Origin of the sequence: Halorubrum sp. SD690R, from assembly GCF_005435035.1 — an archaeon.
GTDB classification, from domain to species: domain Archaea; phylum Halobacteriota; class Halobacteria; order Halobacteriales; family Haloferacaceae; genus Halorubrum; species Halorubrum ezzemoulense.
This window is the reverse complement of the sequence record NZ_SGTV01000017.1, coordinates 39094-59447: the sequence shown is the minus strand read 5'-3', so window position 1 is coordinate 59447 and position 20354 is coordinate 39094. Positions and strand designations below refer to the sequence as shown.

Genomic DNA, 20354 nt, shown 5'->3' with positions numbered 1-20354 from the left:
TCCCCTCGCCGTCGGTTCCGCCACGGCAGCGTTCATACCGCGCTGACTCCTACTCGCGGCCATGGCCACGGAGATCGCGGACGGCGTCTGGCGACTCGACTGCGGCGGAGTCAACGCGTACCTCGTCTTCGACGACGTGCCGACGCTCGTCGACGCCGGGACGCCGTGGGACGAGGGCGCGATCCGAGAGGGCCTCGGCGACGCCGGCGTCGATCTCTCGGCGATCGGGCGCGTCCTCCTCACCCACTACGACCTCGATCACGTCGGGACGCTGGCGGCGCTGACGCCGGAGCTCGACGCGCCGGTCCACGCCTACGGCTTCGACGCGCAACTGCTGCGGGGCTATCGGACCCCCCCGCTCGGGAACCACAAAGGACTGATACAGCGGCTCGGCGGACTCGTCACCGACCTCCCGGAACTCGAAATCGTCGGCGTCCGCGACGGCGACGCGATCGGCTCGTTCACGGCGTACCACACGCCGGGCCACACGCCCGGCCACGTCGCCTACGTCAGCGAGGAACTGGGCGTCGCGCTGCTCGGCGACCTCGTCTCGGAGTCCGACGGCGAGTTGACGGAGTCCGGCTGGGTGATAAGCTACGACACGGGCGCGGTCGCGGCGAGCGTCCGGTCGCTCGCGGAGCGCGCCCCCGCGTTCGACGTCGCCTGCGTCGGGCACGGCGACCCGCTCGCCTTGGGGGGTGACGAGGCGCTGCGCCGGCTGGCGGCGACGCTCTGAACGCCGCCTAGCGCGACTGCCGGTAGATGAGGTTGCGCTGGATGTCGTTGGCGCCCTCGTAGATCACCGGGATGCGCACGTCGCGGTAGACGCGGGCGATCCGGCGCTCGGTGAGGTTCGACCGGCCGCCGTGGAGCTTCATCCCCTTCTCGGCGCAGTCGGTGGCGACCTCGGTGGACTTGGTCTTCGCCAGCGCGGCCCAGTAGCCGGCGTCCTCGCTGTTCGCGACCTTCTCGCAGGCCCGCCAGTTGAGCGCGCGCGCCGACTCGAAGCCGATCCGCATGTCCGAGACCGTGTGCTGGACGGCCTGGAAGTCGTCGATGGTGCGGCCGAACGCCTCGCGCTCGTCGATGAACGCCTCGGCCTCCTCGATGGCCGCGGCCGCGAGGCCCAGTCCGTGGCCCCCGACGATGACGCGGCCGTGGTTGAAGAAGTCCGCGAGGGCGTAGAACCCGCCGCCCTCGCTGCCGACGACGTTCTCCTCGGGGACGAAGCAGTCCTCGAAGACGATGTGGCCCTGCTTCGACGCGCGCATCCCCATCTTCTCGGGGATGTGCTCGGCCTCGTAGCCGTCGGAGTCCGTCTCGACGATGAACAGCGTGTAGTTCGAGTAACGGTCGTCGCTCTCGCCGGTCTTGGCGTAGACGGTGAGCCAGTCGGCCTCGACCGCGTTGCCGACCCAGTACTTCTCGCCGGTGAGCTCGTAGCCCCCCTCGACCTTCTCGGCCTTCGTCGTCATGCCCGCCAGGTCGGAGCCGGTCTGCGGCTCCGACACCGCGAGCCCCGAGAGCTGTTCGTTCTCGGCCACCGGCCGGAGGTACTTCTCCTTCTGCTCCTCCGTGCCGTAGTCCTCGACCATCTCCGCGCCGAAGCTGGCGAGCTGGAGGGTGAGCGCGATGCCCGCGTCCGCGCGGTAGAACTCCTCCGCGATGGCGAGCACCTGCGCGAGGTCGAACCCTTTCCCGCCGTACTCCTCGCCGATGTCCTGCGCGACGAGCCCGGCGTCCATCCCGGCTTCGAGCACCTCCCACGGGTACTCGCCGGTGTCGTAGTACGACTCGGCGTTCGGTGCGATGTACTCGTCGGCGAACTCGCGGGCCTCCTGTTTGACGTCTCGCGCGCGCTCCGGCACGATGCTGTCGTCGAGCAACTCCATACCGACCCTGTGGACCCCGTGGACAAAACCTTCGTGGAACAACGAAGAACTCCGGGCGAGTTCACGCGTCGTCGACCGCGTCCGTGTCGCTGCGTTCTCCGTCAGCGCCCGCCCTCGCGTCGCCGTCCTCGTCGCCGCTTGTCTCCACGTCGCCGTCCTCGTCGCCGCCCACCTCCGCGTCGCGTCGCGTGACTCCCTCCGATCCGGCCGCGACCTCGTCTCCCTCGGTCGCATCCGACGAAGGCTCTCCGTCGCCCACCGTACCGCCTTCGAGCGCGCCCGCGTCGTTCGCTCCTCCCGCAGCGTCGTCCGCCTCGCCGCCCCCCGCTGGCCGGTCGTCCGAGTCAGGCTCCGCGGCGTCCGACTCGTTCCCCGCCGCGTCCGACTCCGCGGGCGGTTCCGCGGGGTCGGCTGGCTCGAACCCCGCGGTCTCGAGGTCGGGGTTCCCGCGCGGGTCCGCCCCGTGTTCGCGGAGGAGCGCGCGCGTCGCCTCCCTGTCGACCGTCCCCGAGACCGTCCGCGGCAGCTCCGCAGTGTACGCGATCGTCTTGGGGATCTTGAACCGCGCCAGCCGCTCGCGGGCGAACTCGACGAACGCCGCCTCGTCGATCGGCGCGGGACCGACGGATCCGGCCCCGGTGGCCGACATCGCAGCCTCGCTCTCCGCGTCGCCCCCGTCCGCGCCGTCGGCTTCCCCGTCGGTCACCGAGGGATCGATCTCTGGGACCGCGTCGTCGACGGCCGGGTCGGCGGCCGCCGACCGGAACTGGTCGCCGACGGCGACGAGCGCGGCGACGCGCTCGCCCCACACCTCGTCGTCGAGCCCGACCACCGCCACGTCGTCGACGTCGTCGTACTCCCGGAGCACGTCCGCGACCTCCCCGGGTTCGACGTTCTCGCCGCCGCTGATGATCCGGTCGTCGACGCGGTTGAGCACGTGGAGGTAGCCGTCCTCGTCGAACCGCCCGACGTCGCCGGTTCGGAGTCCGTACGGGCCGAAATCGGAGCGGTCGAGGTCCGCTGTTTCGATCCCGTTCACGCCGACCGACCCGGTGGAGGACGCGTCGCCCCCCTCGACCGCATCGGCGGTCGACGCGCCCGCACCGTCGACCGCGTCCGGGTCGCCGCCGTCCTCGACGAGGTACCCCGGAGTGATCGTCGGCCCGCTGACGACGATCTCGCCGGTCTCGCCGGGGTCGACCGGGTCGCCGCCGTCGACGACGGTCACGTCGGTGCCGAACAGGGGTTTTCCCACCGTGCCGATCCGGTCTCTGGTCTGTCTGGGCGTCGCGGTCGTGATCTGCGACGCGGCCTCCGTCATTCCGTACGTCGGGTAAACGGGGATCGAGTAGTCGCGGCACCGCTCCAACAGCTCCGCCGGCGCTGGCGCGCCCCCGAGCAGGACCACCCGAAGCGAGTCCGACAGCGTCCCCCGCCGGTTGAGCATCCGCCGGAGCATCGTCGGGACGAGCGAGGCGCCGGTCACGTCGTAGGCGTCGATGTCGTCGGCGGTGCCGCCCGCGTCGAACCCCTCGCGTAACACGAGGGTCGTCCCGTACAGCACCGACCGGTACACCGGCGCGAGCCCGCCCATGTGGTGGAGCGACAGCGACACCAGCCAGCGGTCGTCGGCCTCGACCCCGAGGCGGAACGCGGAGGCGACCGCGGAGCTGTACACGTTGCCCGCGGTCAGCGGGACAGGCTTGGGCTCGCCGGTGGTCCCCGAGGTGAACAGCACGCAGAGCGGGTCCTCGAACGACCACTCCGGGGGATCGAGCGACGCCGGATCGACGTCGTGGATCCCAGTTACGTCCGCGTCCGCCGGGTCGTCCACGGAGTAAACGGGGACGCCCTCGATCTCGGACACCGCGGCGGTCGCGGTCGATTCGGTCGGCTCGGCGCAGACGACGGCGTCGAGGTCGGTCCGGTCGATCCGCGCGGCGATCTCGCGGGCGGTCAGCTCCTCGCCGAGCGGGACGAACGTGGCGCCGATCCGCATCGTCGCGTGGACGAGGCCGACGGTGCCCACGTACGGGGGCGTGAGCACGCCGACCCGGTCGCCCTCGCCCAGTCCGTGCGCGACGAGTCGCCCCGCCGTCTCGGCGACGAGCCGGTCGAGGTCGGTGTAGCTCCACGCCTCGCCGTCCTCGGCGCGGACGAGGGCGGTCCCGTCCGGCGACGAGACCACGCGGTGAGAGAGCCAGTCGCGCATCGGTGTCACCCCCGTTCGCCCGAGGCCGTGCGGCTACTCATCCGCCGGCTGTCGCACGGTCAACACCGGAACGTCCGAGGTGCGGACGACCCGCTCGGTGACGCTCCCGAGCAGGTAACGGTCGAGCCCCTTCCGGCCGTGGGTCCCCATCACCACCACGTCGATGTCGTTCTCGTCGACGTAGTCGTGGATCGACTGGTAGGCGGTGCCGGACGCGACGGTGGTGACGCACTCCACGCCCGCGTCCGCGGCGGCGTCCGCCACGCGTCCCGTCGCCTCCTCGCCCTCCGATTCGAGCGCCTCGACGACGATCTCCGCGCCCGCTTCCAGGCTGGAGTACGCCGCGCCGTCGACGACGTACAGCGCGTGGAGGCGAGCGTTGTACCGGTCTGCGAGGTCGATCGCGTGTTCGATCGCGGCGTCCGACGCCGGGCTGCCGTCGGTCGGAACGAGGACATCCGAGTACATCACACTCCCCGCTACAGCGGGTAGCGATTAAAAACCCGATCCAACTGTTCAGATCCCGAGACGGGACGAACTCCGGGGTCTCGACCGGCCGACCGCCTAACGGAAGCCCATCGCTTCGATCTGCTCTTGGTACCGATTTCGGATGGTGACCTCGGTGACCTGCGCCACGTCGGCGACCTCGCGTTGGGTCTTCTTCTCGTTACAGAGCAGCGACGCGGCGTAGATGGCGGCGGCCGCGAAACCGGTGGGGGACTTCCCGGAGAGCAGCCCCTGCTCGGCTGAGACATCGATGATCTCGGTCGCCTTCGACTGGACCTCCTCGGAGAGCTGGAGCGCGGACGCGAACCGGGGGACGAACTGTTTGGGATCGACCGGCTTCAGCTCTAGGCCGAGCTCCTGGGAGATGTAGCGGTACGTCCGGCCGATCTCCTTCTGCGGAACCCGCGACACGTCTGCGACCTCGTCGAGGCTCCGGGGAATCCCCTCCTGCCGGCAGGCGGCGTAGAGGGCGGCGGTGGAGACGCCCTCGATGGAGCGGCCGCGGATGAGATCCTCGTTGAGCGCGCGTCGATAGATGACCGAGGCGACCTCCCGTACCGACCGGGGAACGCCGAGCGCGCTCGCCATGCGGTCGATCTCAGAGAGCGCGAACTGGAGGTTGCGCTCGCCCGCGTCCTTGGTCCGGATCCGCTCCTGCCACTTCCGCAGTCGGTGCATCTGCGAGCGCTTCTCGGAGGAGAGCGACCGCCCGTACGCGTCCTTGTCCTTCCAGTCGATCGTCGTCGTCAGCCCCTTATCGTGCATCGTCTCCGTGATCGGCGCGCCGACCCGGGATTTCGACTGCCGCTCGTTGTGGTTGAACGCGCGCCACTCCGGCCCGCGGTCGATGTTCCGCTCGTCCAAGACGAGCCCGCAGTCCTCGCAGACGAGCTCTTGATCGGCGTCGGTGACGATGTTCTCCGAGTCACACTCCGGACAGGAGACCGTCGATTCGTCCGTTTCCTGCTCCGTGTCCCGCTCCTGTTGCCGCTGGCGACTCGGACGTTCCATTAAAAGGTTTCTGGTCAGTCGCGTATTTAAGCCTTGTCCACCCCTATCATCGATCCTGACGGTTCTCGAACCGACGTAAAATCGCGTTTTCGGACGTTAGAGAGGGATTAATAGCAGATTAGCGAACAGAATACACATCGATGGCTGCCCTACCGTCGCCCGGCCACCCGCACCGAGACGCACGAAACGTGACCGTGGACGGAGCCCCGGTCGAGCCTCGGGCGTCGTTTGACGCCCACCTCTCGCCAGCTCCGTCGGTCTTACCCCCGGTGCCCAAGTTTATTACTTCTAAACATTCAAGAAGATTTTTGTATAACCTATACCAATAGGCGTGTATGAGTACGACTTCCCCGCCCGGCGTCGAACGCACGCTTCGCGGCTGTCGCCCGGCCGACGTCGATCCCGTCGTCATCGACGCGGCGGACCTCGACAGCACCGCGCCCGAGCACCTCCGCGACCTCAAGCGGGGGCTCGCGGCCCGCGGCTACCAGCCCGCCGCGGTCGCCGCCGAAGCCGAGTTCGACGCCGAGAGCACCCTCGAGCGACAGCGCGAGGTCGACCGACTGCGCGGGCTCCTCCGCGCCGCGGCGTTCCTCGGCGCCGGCCGGATCGAGGTCAGCGTCACCGGCGAAGTCCGCGAAGAGGCCCGCACGGCGCTCGCGGCGCTCGCCGAGCGGGCCGACCGCGAGGGCGTCGAACTCGTCCGGGCGGGCGCGGACGCCGGCGGCGCCTGACCGATGGCGACGAAGCGCTCGCTCGCGACCAAGCTCGGCGTTGTCGCCGGCTTCGAGCGCCCCGACGCCGCCCTCGAACAGTACCCGACGCCGCCGGAGCTGGCCGCCCACGTCGTCCACCTGGCGGACCTCCACGGCGACGTCGAGGGGCGGACCGTGCTCGACCTCGGCGCCGGCACGGGGATGCTCGCACTGGCGGCGGCGCTTCGCGGCCCCGCCCGCGTCGTCGGCCTCGAACTCGACGGGGGCGCGCTCGCGACCGCCCGAGGGAACGAGCGCCGCGTCGCCGCCAGCGCGCCGGTCCACTGGGTTCGCGGCGACGCGACCCGCCCGCCGCTCGCGGTCTCCGAGCCCGCGACCGTCGTCATGAACCCGCCGTTCGGCGCACAGGACGGAAACCGCAACGCAGATCGGGAGTTCCTTGCGGTCGCGAGCGACCTCGCCGAAGTCTCTTACTCGGTCCACAACGCCGGTAGCCGGAAGTTCGTCGAGGCGTTCGCCGCCGACGAGGGCGGCGAGGTGACGCACGCGTTCGCGGCCGAGTTCCGGATCGACGCACAGTTTGATCACCACACCGACGAGGCGCGCGACATCGACACCGAAGTGTACCGGATCGAGTGGTCGTAGGGGGCCGGACGCTCTCTTCCCGGCCCGCCGGCGCGGGCTACCGCCGTCCCTCGTACCGCTCCCGCTGTGCGATCCGCACTCGCGTCTCGCCGCGCTGCGCGAACACGGCGTTGCCCTCGCGAACGAACGTGATCCCGCGGACGGTCTCGGTCTCGTTCGCGGCCGGGAGCGGCGCCGTGACGTTGTTCCCGCTGCCGCCGGCAACCGTCAGTTCGAACCCGTCGGGCGTGGCCGCGATGACGACGTTCCGCCCGTCGATCCGAGGCTCAGCCCGGGCGGGGTCGCTCGTGAACAGCGTCCGTCTCGTCTCGTTCCTGACCGCGTCGACCCGGTACGCCGGACCGCCGTTCGCGGCGACCCAGCCGACCCGCTGAACCCAGACGGTCTCCCGCCAGCCGGTGCCCCCCACGTCGACCGCGCGGTACCCCCAGAACGCGAGGTTCCCCTTCGAGACGGCGGTCGTCCATATCTCGCGGTCGGGGTCGCTGACGATCACCCCCGACGTGTTGACCGACGTCGAGCGCCCGAACGCTTCCACGTCGACGACGCCCACGAGTCGGTCCTCGACGTTCTCCGCGTAGGTCACCTGATACCCCTCGACCTCGATCGGGTCGCCCGGGAGGTCGCCGTCCTCGACCGTGACGAGGTTCGGCACGACGGCCGGCCCCGCGACGGCCGCCAGCGCCGCCGTGAGCAGGACCAGTCCGACCGCCGCCGGCGTCGACGACCGGATCCCGTCTCTGAGCGTCTCGGGCTTCGGCACCGCTCGGGACGGCCAGAGCGGGTCGTCGCGCGAGGCGGCCGCGACGGCGACGATCGCGGCCAGCAGGGCGAGCAGCCCAACGCCGACCGCGCGGTACAGCTCGTACCGCTCGTTGCCGAGGTACCAGTACACCGCCCACAGCCGACGCGAGGCGCCGAACAGCAGGAGCGCCCCGAAGACGACGAGCGCGGTGCGCTCCGACGCGTCCGCGCGCGACCCGTCGTGGTCCGGCGCGGCATTCGGATGGAACCGCCACCGACCGGGGGTCGCGCCCGCGTCGCGGTCCTCGCTGCGTTTTCCGTCGTCCCGCCCTCGAGTCCGCCGCCGCCGCAGGAGTACGACGGCGACGAGGGCGCCGCCGATGAGCCCGAGCGCATGCCCTTGGATCGCGACGTTCGCCCACCCCGGGGCGCCGTAGGATGGGGACGCCTCGGCGAACGCCACCGGCGTCCGGAGGGCGTCGTAGACGACGCCGACGAGCGCCGTTCCCGTCGTGGCGACGACCGCGGCGACGGGACGCGTGACGAGCGCGAACCCCCAGTACGCGAACACGACGACGGAGAAGCCGATCACGGGCCCCAACGCGAACAGCGCGGAGACGAGGCCGAACGCGACCGCCGCGCCGGGGACGATCAGGAACGCACGGACGTAGGGGTTCTCGCCGGGGGATTCGACGGCGCGGATCCGGCTCGGCAGCCGTCGGGCTCGACTCGGCATCTCACGGACTCGACCCGGGAGACCTCGCAGGCGATCCGGGAGTCGCCGGGACCGGACAGCGGCCCGCTCCCGGTCGCCGACCTCGCGTCCCTCGGGGAAGTGGCCGTACGCGTACTCCGCGAGGCTCCCTGCGACGAGCGCGGAGAGGAGGTTCCCGGTGATGTGTCCGCGGCCCGCGTGCGCGAAGCCAGACCAGACGAGCCCTTCCGGGTAGAAGTACGACCACGACCGGAACGGGATCACGACCGGTCGGTTCGGGTCGTCGATTCCGGACTGGACGAACAGGTACACTCCGATCACGCCGGCGACAACGAGGAGCGTCCCCCACGGGACACCGAGCAGGAGCCGCGAGCGGAGCGTCCGCGTCCAGTCGGCCCCTCGTCGATCCGCGAGGAACACCGCGGCGAGCGCGGCGGCGACGGCGACGCCGCCGGCGGCGAGGTGGGCGGCGTCCGAGGCCAGCGCGTCCGCGACCATGTCAGGTTCGACGGGGCCGCGCACACATCAATAACGGGGGTCGAGCGCGGTACGGGGTCGGGCGTAACGCGAGGTCGAGCGGGCGGGCGAAAGCGTCCGACGGGTCAGATCTTGTTCTCGGCGTCGTCGGCGAGCTCCTCCATCCGCTTGCCGACGCGGCCGGCGGGCGAGAACTCGTCTTCGCTCATCGCGTTCGCTAAGGCGTTACCGAGGACGAACACGGCGTGTTTGTGTTCGCTCTTCGATTTGTGGACGTGGGAGGGGTCGACTTCGAGCTCGTCGTAGGGGTCGAACAGCGACCCGTCGACCGTCTCCTGCGCGCGGAAGTGCTCCATGATCGTCACCATCTGTTCGTGAAGCTCAAGCAGCTCGTCCTTGTGCATACCCACGGATACGGGTCGTAGGCCCTTTAAGCGTTGTTGAGGGCGGTACGCACGGTTCTGCGCCGCGGAGACCTCGACCGAGGGAGCCGCGCGGTCAGAAGACGTACTCGTCTTCGTGGCCCATCATCCCCTCGTCCTCGAACCCGTTGGAGTCGTCGTCGTCTCGCGGGCCGCTCGTCTTGTACGCCTTGATGCCGGTCGACAACAGCTCCTCGACCGCCTCCTCGCGGTTGAGGAACTCTCCTTCCTCGACCATCTGGGCGATCTGCATCTCCAGATGCTCCGGCACGGTTATCTTCACTTGTGGCATTTGCTGTTCGGGTCTTGTGGCATGGCGTATATAAAATTGGCGTCGCAGATCCGGAGATATGAAAACTCAAAGCAGAGACTCGAAAGTTCATTTTTGTTCTTCTGAAGGTCGGTTAGGTTTGTACGAATCCCTCGCCGAGCGGTACCGGCGTCTCGCCGCCGGGCGTCCGTGCCGTTCGAGGGCGACACTCGCGGGTCCCCAGCGCGTCCTCTGAGAGCGACATTCATACGTCGGTCCGGGTCGAACGGCGGTTCATGACTGATTCCGGCGTCGACGCGGCCGAGGACCTCACCGACCTCTACCGCGAGTACGGCGACGACAGACTCCCTCCGGGCCAGCGCGAGACGGACGGCTTCCCGGTCCTCTCGAAGAGCGGGACGCCCTCGTGGAACCCGGAGACGTTCGAGTTCGAGGTGTGGGGCGCGGTCGAGGAGCCGCTCTCCCTCTCGCTCGACGAGTTCCGCGACCTCCCGTCGGTCACCCAGCGACAGGACTTCCACTGCGTGACCGGCTGGAGTAAGTTCGACTGCGAGTTCACGGGCGTCTCCTTCGCCGACCTCGCCGAGCGCGCCGGCGTCCGCGACGACGCCGAACACGTCATGTTCCACGCGCTCGACGGCTACACGACCGACCTCCCACTCGACGAGTGTACGAAGCCGGGCGTCCAGCTCACCTACGGCTACGACGGCGACGACCTCCCGGCCGACCACGGCGGCCCCATCCGCGTCGTCACGCCGCACAAGTACGCGTACAAGGGCGCGAAGTGGGTCTCGGGCGTCGAGTTCCTCACCGAGCCCGAACTCGGCTACTGGGAGAAGCGGGGGTACAGCGACACGGCGAACCCTTGGAACGAGGAGCGCTACAGCTGAGCGCCCCCCCGGGGTCGCGCTCGGCCCGTCCGCGTCGTCGTTCGAGTTCCCCCGGTCCTCCGCCCCGATAGTCAGGATAAAGGGTCCACGTCCCCGACTCGATACGCATGGAACAGGCGCGTTCGCGGTCGTCGTCGCCGCTGGTCAGCCGGACCACCGAGGTCGTCGAGCCGGCGTTCGCGGCGGCGTTCGAGGCGCTTCCCACCCCGCGCACGACGTGGAGCGCGCCGGACGACGCGCTGGTGATCGGCGGCGGCGAGGCCGCGACGCTGACCGCGTCCGGGGGCGACCGGTTCGCGGCGATCCGCGAGTCGGCGACGGAGCTGTTCGAGTCCGGCGACGTCCACGCCGGCACCGAGGCGGCCCGCCCCCGCGTGTTCGGCGGGTTCGCCTTCCACGAGGGCGCCTGCGACGGCGAGCCGTGGGCGCCGTTTCCGGAGGCCCGGTTCGTCCTGCCGCGGGTCCAGCTGACCTACGCCGACAACGGTGCGTGGCTCACGGTCAACGCGGTCGGGCCGGACGCCGGCGTCGACGCCGTCGAGGACCGGCTCGCCCGCGAGGTCGACCGGTTCGCCGCCCTCGACGCCGTCGACGCCGGGTCGCCGACCGCGGCCGTCGGCTCCCGGCCCCCTCGCCCGGGGATCCGCGAGAGCCGCCGGACGACGAGCCGCGACGCGTGGCGCGAGAGCGTCGGCGCCGCGGTCGACAGGATCGCCGACGGCGACCTTCAGAAGGTGGTGTTGGCGCAGGCGCTGGAGGCCGACCTCGCGGCCGACTTCCCGCGGGCGGCCACCCTCGAACGCCTCGCCGAGAAGTACCCCGACTGCCACCGCTACTGGTTCGAGCCCGCCGCGGGGGAGAGCGCCTTCTTCGGCGCCACGCCGGAGCGACTCGTCTCGCTGCGGGGGCGGACCGTCGAGACCGACGCGCTCGCCGGGACGACCGGCCGCGGCGAGACGCCGAGCGAAGACGAGTGGCTCGCGCGCGAGCTCCTTGACGACGAGAAGAACGTTCACGAGCACGAGCTGGTCGCGGAGACGGTCCGCGACCAGCTTGAGCCGTTCGCCGCGTCGGTCTCCGCGGGCGAGCGTCGGGTTCGACGACTCGCGACCGTCCAACACCTCCACACGCCGATCACCGCCGAGCTCGACGCGGACCGACACGTCCTCGAACTCGTCGAGGCGCTCCACCCCACCCCGGCGGTCGGCGGGCTCCCGCCGGACCGCGCGCTGGCGACGATCCGCGAGACAGAGCCGTTCGACCGCGGCTGGTACGCCGCGCCGGTGGGCTGGATCGACGCCGCCGGCAACGGCGCGTTCGCGGTCGCGATCCGGTCCGCGGTCGGAACCCGCCGTCGAGCCACGCTGTTCGCCGGCGTCGGCGTCGTCTCCGACTCCGACCCCGACCGCGAGTGGGACGAGGTCCAGCTGAAGTACCGGCCGATCCTCGACGAGCTGGAGGGCGACGCAGCGGATTGACCCCGCCTACTGGAACATCTTCAGCGGCTCGGCCTGCGTGCTTTCCTCGGTCGCCTGTCGCATCTGCTCTGCGAGCTGGCGCTTCGCGTTCCGGATCTCCGTCGCCTGCTCCACGAGCCCGTCGGTCGGCGTCTCGATCCCCGCGATCGGGTCGATGCCGTCGACGATGAGCGCCCGCGCCGCCTCGGGGTCGGGGAACTGCGGGTCGGACTCGACGACGAGCCCGACCGCGTCGCGGTCGTCCTCCAGCGCGGCCGCCAGCATCGCGCCCGTTGGCCCGGAGACGAGCCCGGACTCCGACGGCTCCGACACCTCGGCGCGGTCCAGCGCCTCGGCGCCGTTCCCGGTCGCGATCCCGTACAGCTCCGGGGGCTCCTCGTCCTTCTCGCGGCCGAGGCCGGAGAGGAACACCGGGAACAGGTCGATCTCGTCGAACCACGAGCCGAGGCAGGCCGCGACCTCCGTCGCCGCCCCCGGGTTCACGGGGACGTCGCTGCGCAGCGCGACGAGATCCAGCTCGGAGTCGGCGTACAGCCGGACCGGGGTCGTCGCGGCCGTCTCGGACTCGCGGTAGACGGTCACCGGCGGGAGCCCGTCGCAGTGGACGTTCGCGTAGTGGGTCATCCCGTGGGCGTCGATCAGGTGGTCCGTCGCGATTTTCCCGACGAGCCCGACGCCGGGGAACCCCTCTATCAGCGTCGGCTCGTCCAGCGAGACGCCGTCGTCGAGGACGGAGATGCGTGCCATGTGCGGCCGTACGCCCGGGGTCGACCTAAAGGTGCGGCGGCGGGAGGCACCTCGCGCGTCCCGAAACGGTCTAACGGCCCGACGCGAAAGGGGGGCCATGAATCCGCTCGACCGATACGAGTCGCTCGTCGACGACGTCGACGCGTTCCGGGCGGCGTGCGACCGGCCCCTCCCCTCGGTCGTGCGCACGAACGGGATCGCGGCGACGCCGGCCCGCGTCCGCGAGGCGTTCGACGAGTCGGGCGTCGCTTACGAGCCCGTCGACTGGCACGACGGCCTCTTCCGGCTCCCCGACGGCAACCCCGGTGGCAACTGGCCGTACGTCCACGGCTGGACTCACGGGCAGGAGGAGGTGTCCGTGCTGCCGACGCTCGCCCTCGACCCGCGACCCGGCGAGCGCGTCTGGGACGCCTGCGCGGCGCCCGGCAGCAAGACCACCCAGATCGCCGACGCGATGGACGACGAGGGGACCGTCGTCGCCAACGACAACAACCTCGGGCGCCTCTCCGCGCTCCGGCACAACGCCGAGCGCCTCGGGATCACGAACGCGATCGTCACGAACCAGGACGCCCGCAACTTCTCGACGAAGCCGCTGGCGTTCGACGAGTTCGACCGCGCGTTGGTCGACGCGCCCTGCTCCTGTGAGGGTACGTGCCGGAAGAACCCGGACGTCCTCGACCAGTGGACGCTCGACCACGTCCACGCGGTCGCCGGCATCCAGAAGGGCGTCCTGGCGAGGGCCGTCCAGGCGACCCGCCCCGGCGGCGTCGTCGTCTACTCCACGTGTACGTTCGCGCCCGAGGAGAACGAGGCCGTCCTCGACCACGTCCTCGCGAACGAGGACTGCGAACTGGTCGAGTTCGACCTGCCGCTCGACGCCGACCCCGGCGTGACCGAGTGGGAGGGGGAGACGTACGACGAGTCGGTGACGCGCGCGCAGCGGATCTACCCCCACCGCAACGACACGGGCGGCTTCTTCTGCGCGAAGCTTCGAGTCGGCGGCGCGGCGGGCGATGAGACCGATAGCGCGGCCGCCGCCGACGGGGTGGTGGACGCGTGAGCGACGAGACCGGCGGAGAGGCGGGCGACGCCCCCACCAACGACGGCCAGCGGTTCGACCGGCTCCCCGCGACCCCTGCGGACCGCGAGGTCGAGGGCCGTGCGAGCCGCGCGGAGGTCCTCGACTGGTGGGAGGAGCGGTTCGGGATCGACCCCGAGGTGTTCGCGGAGTACTCCTTCTGGGAGAAGGGCGCGGGGAAGATCTGGATCTTCAACGGCGAGGCGACCGACCCCAGCGAGGTCGAGGCGATCGGGATGACCTTCCTGCGCACGCGACAGGACCACTGGAAGCCGACCGGCCGGGCGGTCTCGCGGTTCGGTCATCTCGCGACCAAGAACGCGATCGAACTGGACCCGGCGCAGGCGTCCCGGTTCGCGGCGGGTGACGACCAAGACCTCCCCGAGTGGGACGGCGACTGGGGCTACCTGATCGCGACCCACGAGGTCGCGGGCGAGTCGGTCCCGATCGGGGTTGGGCTGTACCTCTACGACGAGCTGCGCTCCGTGGTCCCGAAGGGGAGCCGGGCGGACCTGCCGGTCGTGGAGTGAGCGGCCCTCCCGGCGTTCGGTAAAAAGTCAGTCGTCGGAGCGCCGCGGTTCGACGGCGCTCCAGCGGGTCGTGCGGGTCAGATCGACGTGTCCTCCGGCGGTTTGGTGGCGAGGTTGGTGATTCCGTACGCCGCCAGTAGCAGCAGCCCCAGCAGGATGGTGTACGACCGGACGCTGAGGCTTATCAGCGTCTCGTGGACGACCTGTCCCTCTCCCGACACCGGGTGCGGCGCCCCCGCGACTATCTCAAGCAGCCCCATCCCGACCGTGCCGATCAGGACGAGCGCGCCGCCGCCGTACAGTCCGACTCGTTCCATGGTAGTGAGTTGGCTCATGCGTCGTCACCTCGTTAGCCGATTAAGTACCGCAGCCGCGGGTGGTCCCTGACGAACGACGTCTTCGCGAGGTAGGCGTCGACGCCGAGCACGCGCCCGGCCCCGAGCGTGGCGATCATCGCGAAGATCAGCAGCCCGAGCAGGTCGCCGGTGATCACGCCGTGGGCCCAGCCGCCGGTCTCGCCGTTGATGAAGTAGAAGAACGTCATCAGGAACGCGCCGAAGAACGCCGCCAGCCGCGTCAGCGCGCCGACGATCAGCCCCAACCCGATCAGCGTCTGTCCCAAGGGGACCATGATGTTCGTGAACGACAACAGGATCCCGTCGGAGAACAGCGTGACCACCGGGCCGAGGCTCGTCTGCGCCGCCGCGCCGCCGACGAACCAGCTCGCGTCGAACGGCCACGCGAGGAACTTGTCGAGTCCCGCGTGGAGGAACCACCACCCGACGATCAGACGCAAGACGACGAGCCAGTAGGCGAAGCGCGACTCCTCGACCGGGAACGATACGTCTCTGCCCAGCAGCTGCGTTTGGATGTTCGTGACCATGCGTAACCTCGGTTGCGAAAATGTTCGGTTAGGATATATAAACCCATCTCCAATGTCACCGACGAGTAATTCGCGAACCGCGGACTACTCCTTCCGTCTCACCGTTCCGCCGCCGAGCCCCTCCCACTCAACTCGGTAGCCGAGCGTCGAGAGGGTTGCGCTCGCGTCGTCGACGCCGTACTCGTCCAGCGTCGCCTCCACCGTGGACAGCGCCGCCCCGTCGTCGATATCGTCGTCGATTCGCTCCAACACCGCCGGTCTGACCAGCGTGCGGCCGACGAGCTCGTGGGCGGGGAACGGCCCGCCCTCCACCGCCGCCTCGCTCACGCCGTGTCGGTCGGCGAGGTCCCGCAGGGGGAGCACGTCGTCCGCCGGTTCGAAGGCGTCCGGGAGGGCGGCGGCGGCGTCCGCGACGAACTCGGCCTCGTACTCGCGGAGCACGTCGACCACGTCCTTCACGCGGACCGCGCCCGAGTAGGTGACGACGCGGTGGTCGCGTGCGGCTACCTCCTCGCCGACGCCAAGGCTCTCGTCGACCGCGACGAGCAGGTCCACGTCCTCCACGTCAGCGAGTTGGCCGAGCTTCTTCTCGACGTACTCTGGGGTCCAGAAACCCATGACCTCGAAGAACAGCCGGAAGTCGGCGTGGTCGTAGTCGAACGCGAAGTCCGGGATCATGACGCTCGCGCCGGTTTCGAGGGGTTCCGGCTCGCGGACGAGGGTCCAGTCGAGGTCGAGCCCGCGGAACCGACCGGCGAAGTCCGCTTCGACCCCGCTGTCGAAGTCGGGCTCCGCCACCGGCTCCACGTCGGGCACGGTGACGTCGCCGTCCGAGAGCCGCATCGTTCGCTCGCGGCCGCGGTCGTCGATCGTCGCCTCCAGCGACCACTCGGCGGACTCCGCGGCGGTCCGGAGCAGTCTCGCGAAGGCGGTCCCGTACCGTCGGGTGCGCGAGAACAGCGCGTCAGGCCCGGTGACGACGAGCTCCCGGCCCTCGGGAGTCTGCTCCAGTTCGTACATCAGCCGCAGGCGCTTCACCGCCGAGACGAGCCGCTTCGGGTCGTTCGACCGCACTCTGACCTCGGTGGCGTCGAACAGCGTAGTCTGGGCCAGAGAGAGGTCGTACTGCTCCAGCAGCGTGTCGGGGTCCCAGCGCACGTCGGCGTCGACGAGTACCCGATTCACGTCGCGGTCGGCGTACAGCGACGCCGACACGTCCCTCGAGTCGATCCCAAGCGCGTCGGCCGCGCGGTCGACCGCGGTCTCTCGCTCCGCCTCGCTCGCGACGCCGACCGCCTCCGCGGCCTCGAACGCGGCCCGCCGGACGCGACGCGGCGGGACGGCCGCGCGCGTCTCGAACTCGCACTCGCGCTCGACGAGCGCCGCCAGCCCGCGGACGAGCTTGAAGTCGCCGTTCCGCGCGGCCGCGTCGGCCTCCAAGTCCGCCAGCGCGTCGTCGAGGTCGCCGCGGCGCTCGCCGACGTGCGACTCGAACGCCCCGAGCACGCGCGCCGCGAGCGGCCGATGTTCCCGCCCGGTGAACTGCGGGCGGTAGCCGCCGCCCGCCCGGGAGACGCGCAGGAGGTCCTTCCGTAGCACGGCGGCGGCTACGGGCGTGGCGGCCTAAAACCGGCCGGGTTCGACTCTCCCGCGCCGACGCGCGCTTGTGGCCGCGGCTCGCCCGCATCGGCCCCTCCGCCCGCATCAGTCGTCGTCCGTGGTCTCCGGGGTGAACGTCACTCCCTCGACCTCGATCCGCTCCGGCACGCGGCTCGTGTCGTGGGTCCCGACCGGCGGGAGGTTCACGTTCGCGGCCGGCGACGCGTCGAGGTCCGTCCCCTCCGATCCCGCTATCGACGCCATCTCGCCGTCCGCGTCTCGGGCGTCCTGATCGATCCGCATCGAGCAGAACTCCGCGCCGCACATCGAGCAGAAGCGGGCCTCCTTGTAGTTGTCTCCCGGAAGCGTCTGGTCGTGGTACGACCGCGCGCGCTCGGGGTCGAGCGCGAGGTCGAACTGGCGCCGCCAGTCGAACTCGTACCGCGCCTCAGAGAGCGCGTCGTCCCAGTCGCGCGCGCCGGGGAGGTCGTTCGCCACGTCGGCCGCGTGCGCCGCGATACGATACGCGGCGAGACCGTCCCGCACGTCCTCGGGCTCCGGCAGTCCGAGGTGCTCCTTCGGCGTCACATAGCACAGCATGGCCGCGCCGGCCCGCGCGGCCTCGGTCGTGCCGATCGCGCTCGTGATGTGGTCATACCCCGGCGCCACGTCCGTCACCAGCGGGCCGAGGACGTAGAACGGCGCTCCGTCGCACACCGCCTGCTGCCGCTCGACGTTCTCCGCGATATCGTCCAGCGGGACGTGGCCGGGGCCCTCCACCATTACCTGGACGCCGTGGTCCCACGCGGTCCGCGTGAGGTCTCCGAGGGTGTCGAGCTCGGCGAACTGCGCCTCGTCGCTCGCGTCGGCCACACAGCCCGGCCGGAGGCCGTCCCCGAGCGAGACCGTCACGTCGTGTTCGGCGAATATCTCACATATCGCCTCGAAATTCGCGTACAGCGGGTTCTGCGACCCGTTCTCCTCCATCCACTGCGCGAGGATCGACCCCCCTCGCGAGACGATCCCCGTCTTCCGGCCGTCGGTCAGCGGGAGGTGTTCCATCAGTATCCCCGCGTGGACCGTCATGTAGTCGACGCCCTGCCGCGCCTGTTTCTCGATGACGTCGAGCAGGTGCTCGCGGGTGATCGCCTCGGCGGACTCGGCCCGCTTGACCGCCTCGTAGATCGGGACCGTCCCGACCGGCACCGGCGAGTGCGCGACGTTGGCCTCGCGGGTCGCGTCCAGCTCGTCGCCCGTCGAGAGGTCCATCACCGTGTCGGCGCCGTAGTGGACCGCCGCGTGGAGCTTTTCGAGCTCCTCCTCCCGGCCGCTCGTCGTCTCGCTGTTCCCGATGTTCGCGTTGACCTTCGTGGCGAACGCCCGGCCGATGACCATCGGGTCGAGCGCGTCGTGCGCGTGGTTGTTCGGAATCACCGCGCGCCCCTCGGCGACCGCCTCGCGAACGAACTCCGGGTCGCGGTTCTCGCGCGCCGCCGCGCGTTCGATCGCGGAGGTGACCTCGCCGCGTCGCGCCCGCTCCATCTGTGTCGCTGGCATAACCACTTGGTAATACCATTAACTAATATATTCTGTGGTAAACGGCTCGGCGCACCGAGTCGGCGCCCGGGTGCGACACGCTTAACCCCGAAACTCGCGGATCGGAGAGTAATGAGTACCGACGCGGCGGGCGACGCCGAGTCCGACGACGCCGCTTCCGGGGACCCCACCGACTCCGAGGCGTTCGTCCGCACCTGCGAACACCTCGTCGACAGGATCCTCGACGGCGAGATCGAGCGCGACGACCTCGAACGCGCCAAGCTCGACGCCTGCTCGGAGTTCGGCTCCCCCAAGGTGCCGAAGAACACCGAGATCCTCGACCACGCACCGACGGAGCACCGCGACGACGTGATCGAGGTGGTCCAGCGCAAGCCCGTCCGGACCGCGTCCGGGGTCTCTCCCGTGGCGATCATGACTTCCCCCGAACTGTGCCCGCACGGGAAGTGCCTCTACTGCCCGGGCGGCCCGGCCTCAGAGTTCTCCTCCGCGCAGTCGTACACGGGCCACGAGCCCGCGGCGGCCCGCGGCGAGCAGAACGACTACGACCCGTACGGGCAGGTCACGCTCCGGCTCGAACAGCTCCGCAAGATCGGCCACCCCGTCGACAAGGTGGAGCTCATCCTCATGGGCGGGACGATGACCGCGCGCTCGCACGACTACCAGGAGTGGTTCGTCAAGCGCGCGCTCCAGGCGATGAACGACTACGACCTCGACAAGGAGCCGGAGCCCGCGGAGGGCGAGTCGTTCGCGCCCGCGCTCGAGGAGACCGAGTTCGAGTACCTCGAAGACGTGATCGCCGAGAACGAGACGAATCCGATCCGCAACATCGGCACCACCTTCGAGACGAAGCCCGACTGGTGCGACCCGGAGCAGATCGACCGGATGCTCGACCTCGGCGGCACGAAGGTCGAGGTCGGCGTCCAGACCACCTACGAGCGGATCAACCGCGAGATGCACCGCGGCCACGGCAACGAGGCGAGCCGGAACGCCAACCGCCGCCTGCGCGACGCCGCGTTCAAAGTCGGCTTCCACATGATGCCGGGCCAGCCCGGGATGACCCGCGAGATGTGTCTGGAGGACTTCCGGCAGCTGTTCGAGAACCCCGACTGGCGCCCCGACTACCTGAAGATCTACCCCACGCTCGTCGTCGAGGGGACGCGGGTGTACGACCGGTGGCGGCGCGACGACTTCGACCCGCTCACGAGCGAGGAGGCGGCCGACCTCGTCGCCGACGTGATGGACCTGATCCCGAAGTACACGCGGCTCCAGCGCGTCCAGCGCGACATCCCGGCCGACTTCATCGACGCGGGCGTCCAGAAGTCGAACCTCCGACAGCTCGCCGCCCAGCGCGCCGAGGAGAAGGGAATCATCCAGCGCGACATCCGCGCCCGCGAAGTCGGCCACAACGACGCCGACCCGGACCCGGACGACGTGGAACTCTCGGTCACCACCTACGAGGCCGGCGGCGGCACGGAACACTTCATCGCCTTCGAGGACCCCGTGCGCGACCTGCTCGTCGGCTTCTGTCGGCTTCGGTTCCCCTCGTTCGCCCCCGACCAGCCGGGCGCGCCGGGAACCGAGAGCGACCCGATCCGGCCGGAGCTCGAAGACGCCGCGCTGGTCCGCGAGCTCCACGTGTACGGCACCGAGGTCGGCATCGGCGGCGACGGTGACTGGCAGCATAAGGGGTACGGGACGAAGCTGCTCGAACGCGCCGAGGAGCTCTCTCGCGACGCGGGCTACGACAAGGTCGCGGTCATCTCCGGCATCGGCGCCCGCGAGTACTACCGCAACAAGCTCGGTTACCGGCAGGACGGGCCGTACGTGTCGAAGCGGCTGTAGGCCCTCGGCCGACCGGACCCACGCCTGCTTCCGTCGGGAGTCGCTCCCCCGTCGCGTACCGTTGTCGACTGACGTTTCTGGCGACCACCGCCTTTCTGTTTACTTGGATTTAGATTAGTACAGAGTCATTCATTGATG

General features: G+C 70.2%; 20 protein-coding genes. 8 read left to right on the top strand and 12 right to left on the bottom strand.

Going from position 1 to position 20354, the window contains the following annotated elements:
- The first annotated feature begins 61 nt into the window (after positions 1 to 61).
- Positions 62 to 736 carry an MBL fold metallo-hydrolase gene (locus EXE41_RS11715; protein ID WP_137691106.1) on the top strand — a complete coding sequence of 225 codons (675 nt, stop codon included), beginning with the start codon at positions 62 to 64 and terminating at the stop codon, positions 734 to 736.
- Positions 737 to 743: 7 nt separating this feature from the next.
- Here EXE41_RS11715 and EXE41_RS11710 read toward each other — a convergent pair whose 3' ends face one another.
- The 4 genes from EXE41_RS11710 to EXE41_RS11695 all read right to left on the bottom strand — a co-directional run bounded on the left by EXE41_RS11710 (position 744) and on the right by EXE41_RS11695 (position 5622).
- The gene (locus EXE41_RS11710) at positions 744 to 1892 is read right to left on the bottom strand and encodes an acyl-CoA dehydrogenase family protein (RefSeq protein WP_049929326.1); all 1149 of its coding nucleotides are present in this window, start codon (positions 1890 to 1892) and stop codon (positions 744 to 746) included.
- 61 nt (positions 1893 to 1953) lie between these two features.
- Positions 1954 to 4104 (bottom strand): AMP-binding protein, encoded by a 2151-nt coding sequence (locus EXE41_RS11705; RefSeq protein ID WP_137691105.1) that lies wholly within the window; start codon positions 4102 to 4104, stop codon positions 1954 to 1956.
- Positions 4105 to 4137: 33 nt separating this feature from the next.
- Positions 4138 to 4572, bottom strand: coding sequence for a universal stress protein (locus EXE41_RS11700; RefSeq protein WP_137691115.1), 435 nt, complete (start codon positions 4570 to 4572; stop codon positions 4138 to 4140).
- A 96-nt stretch (positions 4573 to 4668) separates the two neighbouring features.
- Positions 4669 to 5622, bottom strand: a complete 954-nt coding sequence (locus tag EXE41_RS11695; RefSeq protein WP_006113981.1) for a transcription initiation factor IIB family protein — start codon at positions 5620 to 5622, stop codon at positions 4669 to 4671.
- 335 nt (positions 5623 to 5957) lie between these two features.
- Between EXE41_RS11695 and EXE41_RS11690 the strand changes: the two genes are divergently transcribed.
- Entirely contained in the window at positions 5958 to 6356 is a 399-nt protein-coding gene (locus EXE41_RS11690; RefSeq protein ID WP_137691104.1) for a hypothetical protein, read from the top strand.
- Positions 6357 to 6359: 3 nt separating this feature from the next.
- Complete coding sequence (locus EXE41_RS11685) at positions 6360 to 6983, top strand: METTL5 family protein (RefSeq protein WP_049929329.1); 624 nt, start codon at positions 6360 to 6362, stop codon at positions 6981 to 6983.
- A gap of 37 nt (positions 6984 to 7020) precedes the next feature.
- Here EXE41_RS11685 and EXE41_RS11680 read toward each other — a convergent pair whose 3' ends face one another.
- From EXE41_RS11680 to EXE41_RS11670, 3 genes are all read right to left on the bottom strand, one after another.
- Positions 7021 to 8940, bottom strand: coding sequence for a rhomboid family intramembrane serine protease (locus EXE41_RS11680; RefSeq protein ID WP_137691114.1), 1920 nt, complete (start codon positions 8938 to 8940; stop codon positions 7021 to 7023).
- 104 nt (positions 8941 to 9044) lie between these two features.
- Positions 9045 to 9323 (bottom strand): UPF0058 family protein, encoded by a 279-nt coding sequence (locus EXE41_RS11675; protein ID WP_008442749.1) that lies wholly within the window; start codon positions 9321 to 9323, stop codon positions 9045 to 9047.
- Between the two features lie 94 nt (positions 9324 to 9417).
- Positions 9418 to 9633 (bottom strand): cell surface protein, encoded by a 216-nt coding sequence (locus tag EXE41_RS11670; RefSeq protein WP_049929331.1) that lies wholly within the window; start codon positions 9631 to 9633, stop codon positions 9418 to 9420.
- Between the two features lie 254 nt (positions 9634 to 9887).
- On the opposite strand from EXE41_RS11670, the gene EXE41_RS11665 reads away from it, so the two are divergent.
- Positions 9888 to 10502, top strand: a complete 615-nt coding sequence (locus EXE41_RS11665) for a sulfite oxidase-like oxidoreductase (protein WP_094552577.1) — start codon at positions 9888 to 9890, stop codon at positions 10500 to 10502.
- A 107-nt stretch (positions 10503 to 10609) separates the two neighbouring features.
- Positions 10610 to 11980 carry an isochorismate synthase MenF gene (locus tag EXE41_RS11660; protein ID WP_137691103.1) on the top strand — a complete coding sequence of 457 codons (1371 nt, stop codon included), beginning with the start codon at positions 10610 to 10612 and terminating at the stop codon, positions 11978 to 11980.
- 6 nt (positions 11981 to 11986) lie between these two features.
- Here EXE41_RS11660 and EXE41_RS11655 read toward each other — a convergent pair whose 3' ends face one another.
- Positions 11987 to 12727, bottom strand: a complete 741-nt coding sequence (locus tag EXE41_RS11655) for a proteasome assembly chaperone family protein (protein ID WP_086219131.1) — start codon at positions 12725 to 12727, stop codon at positions 11987 to 11989.
- Between the two features lie 97 nt (positions 12728 to 12824).
- Here EXE41_RS11655 and EXE41_RS11650 point away from each other — a divergent pair, with 97 nt between their 5' ends.
- Positions 12825 to 13787 carry an RsmB/NOP family class I SAM-dependent RNA methyltransferase gene (locus EXE41_RS11650; RefSeq protein WP_049929337.1) on the top strand — a complete coding sequence of 321 codons (963 nt, stop codon included), beginning with the start codon at positions 12825 to 12827 and terminating at the stop codon, positions 13785 to 13787.
- Positions 13784 to 14335: a hypothetical protein gene (locus EXE41_RS11645; RefSeq protein WP_086215556.1), complete on the top strand. Its 552-nt coding sequence runs from the start codon at positions 13784 to 13786 to the stop codon at positions 14333 to 14335. The genes EXE41_RS11650 and EXE41_RS11645 overlap by 4 nt, the downstream gene beginning before the upstream one ends.
- Positions 14336 to 14412: 77 nt before the next feature.
- Here the strand turns inward: EXE41_RS11645 and EXE41_RS11640 are convergent, their stop codons facing one another.
- The 4 genes from EXE41_RS11640 to thiC all read right to left on the bottom strand — a co-directional run bounded on the left by EXE41_RS11640 (position 14413) and on the right by thiC (position 18359).
- Positions 14413 to 14670, bottom strand: coding sequence for a hypothetical protein (locus EXE41_RS11640; RefSeq protein ID WP_241987238.1), 258 nt, complete (start codon positions 14668 to 14670; stop codon positions 14413 to 14415).
- A gap of 14 nt (positions 14671 to 14684) precedes the next feature.
- Entirely contained in the window at positions 14685 to 15218 is a 534-nt protein-coding gene (locus EXE41_RS11635; protein WP_049929340.1) for a DoxX family protein, read from the bottom strand.
- Between the two features lie 84 nt (positions 15219 to 15302).
- On the bottom strand, positions 15303 to 16817 hold the full coding sequence (locus tag EXE41_RS11630) for a DUF790 family protein (protein WP_089307546.1): 1515 nt from the start codon (positions 16815 to 16817) through the stop codon (positions 15303 to 15305).
- A gap of 105 nt (positions 16818 to 16922) precedes the next feature.
- On the bottom strand, positions 16923 to 18359 hold the full coding sequence (gene thiC / locus EXE41_RS11625; RefSeq protein ID WP_137691112.1) for a phosphomethylpyrimidine synthase ThiC: 1437 nt from the start codon (positions 18357 to 18359) through the stop codon (positions 16923 to 16925).
- 126 nt (positions 18360 to 18485) lie between these two features.
- Here thiC and EXE41_RS11620 point away from each other — a divergent pair, with 126 nt between their 5' ends.
- Complete coding sequence (locus EXE41_RS11620; RefSeq protein ID WP_137691102.1) at positions 18486 to 20216, top strand: tRNA uridine(34) 5-carboxymethylaminomethyl modification radical SAM/GNAT enzyme Elp3; 1731 nt, start codon at positions 18486 to 18488, stop codon at positions 20214 to 20216.
- Positions 20217 to 20354: the final 138 nt, after the last annotated feature.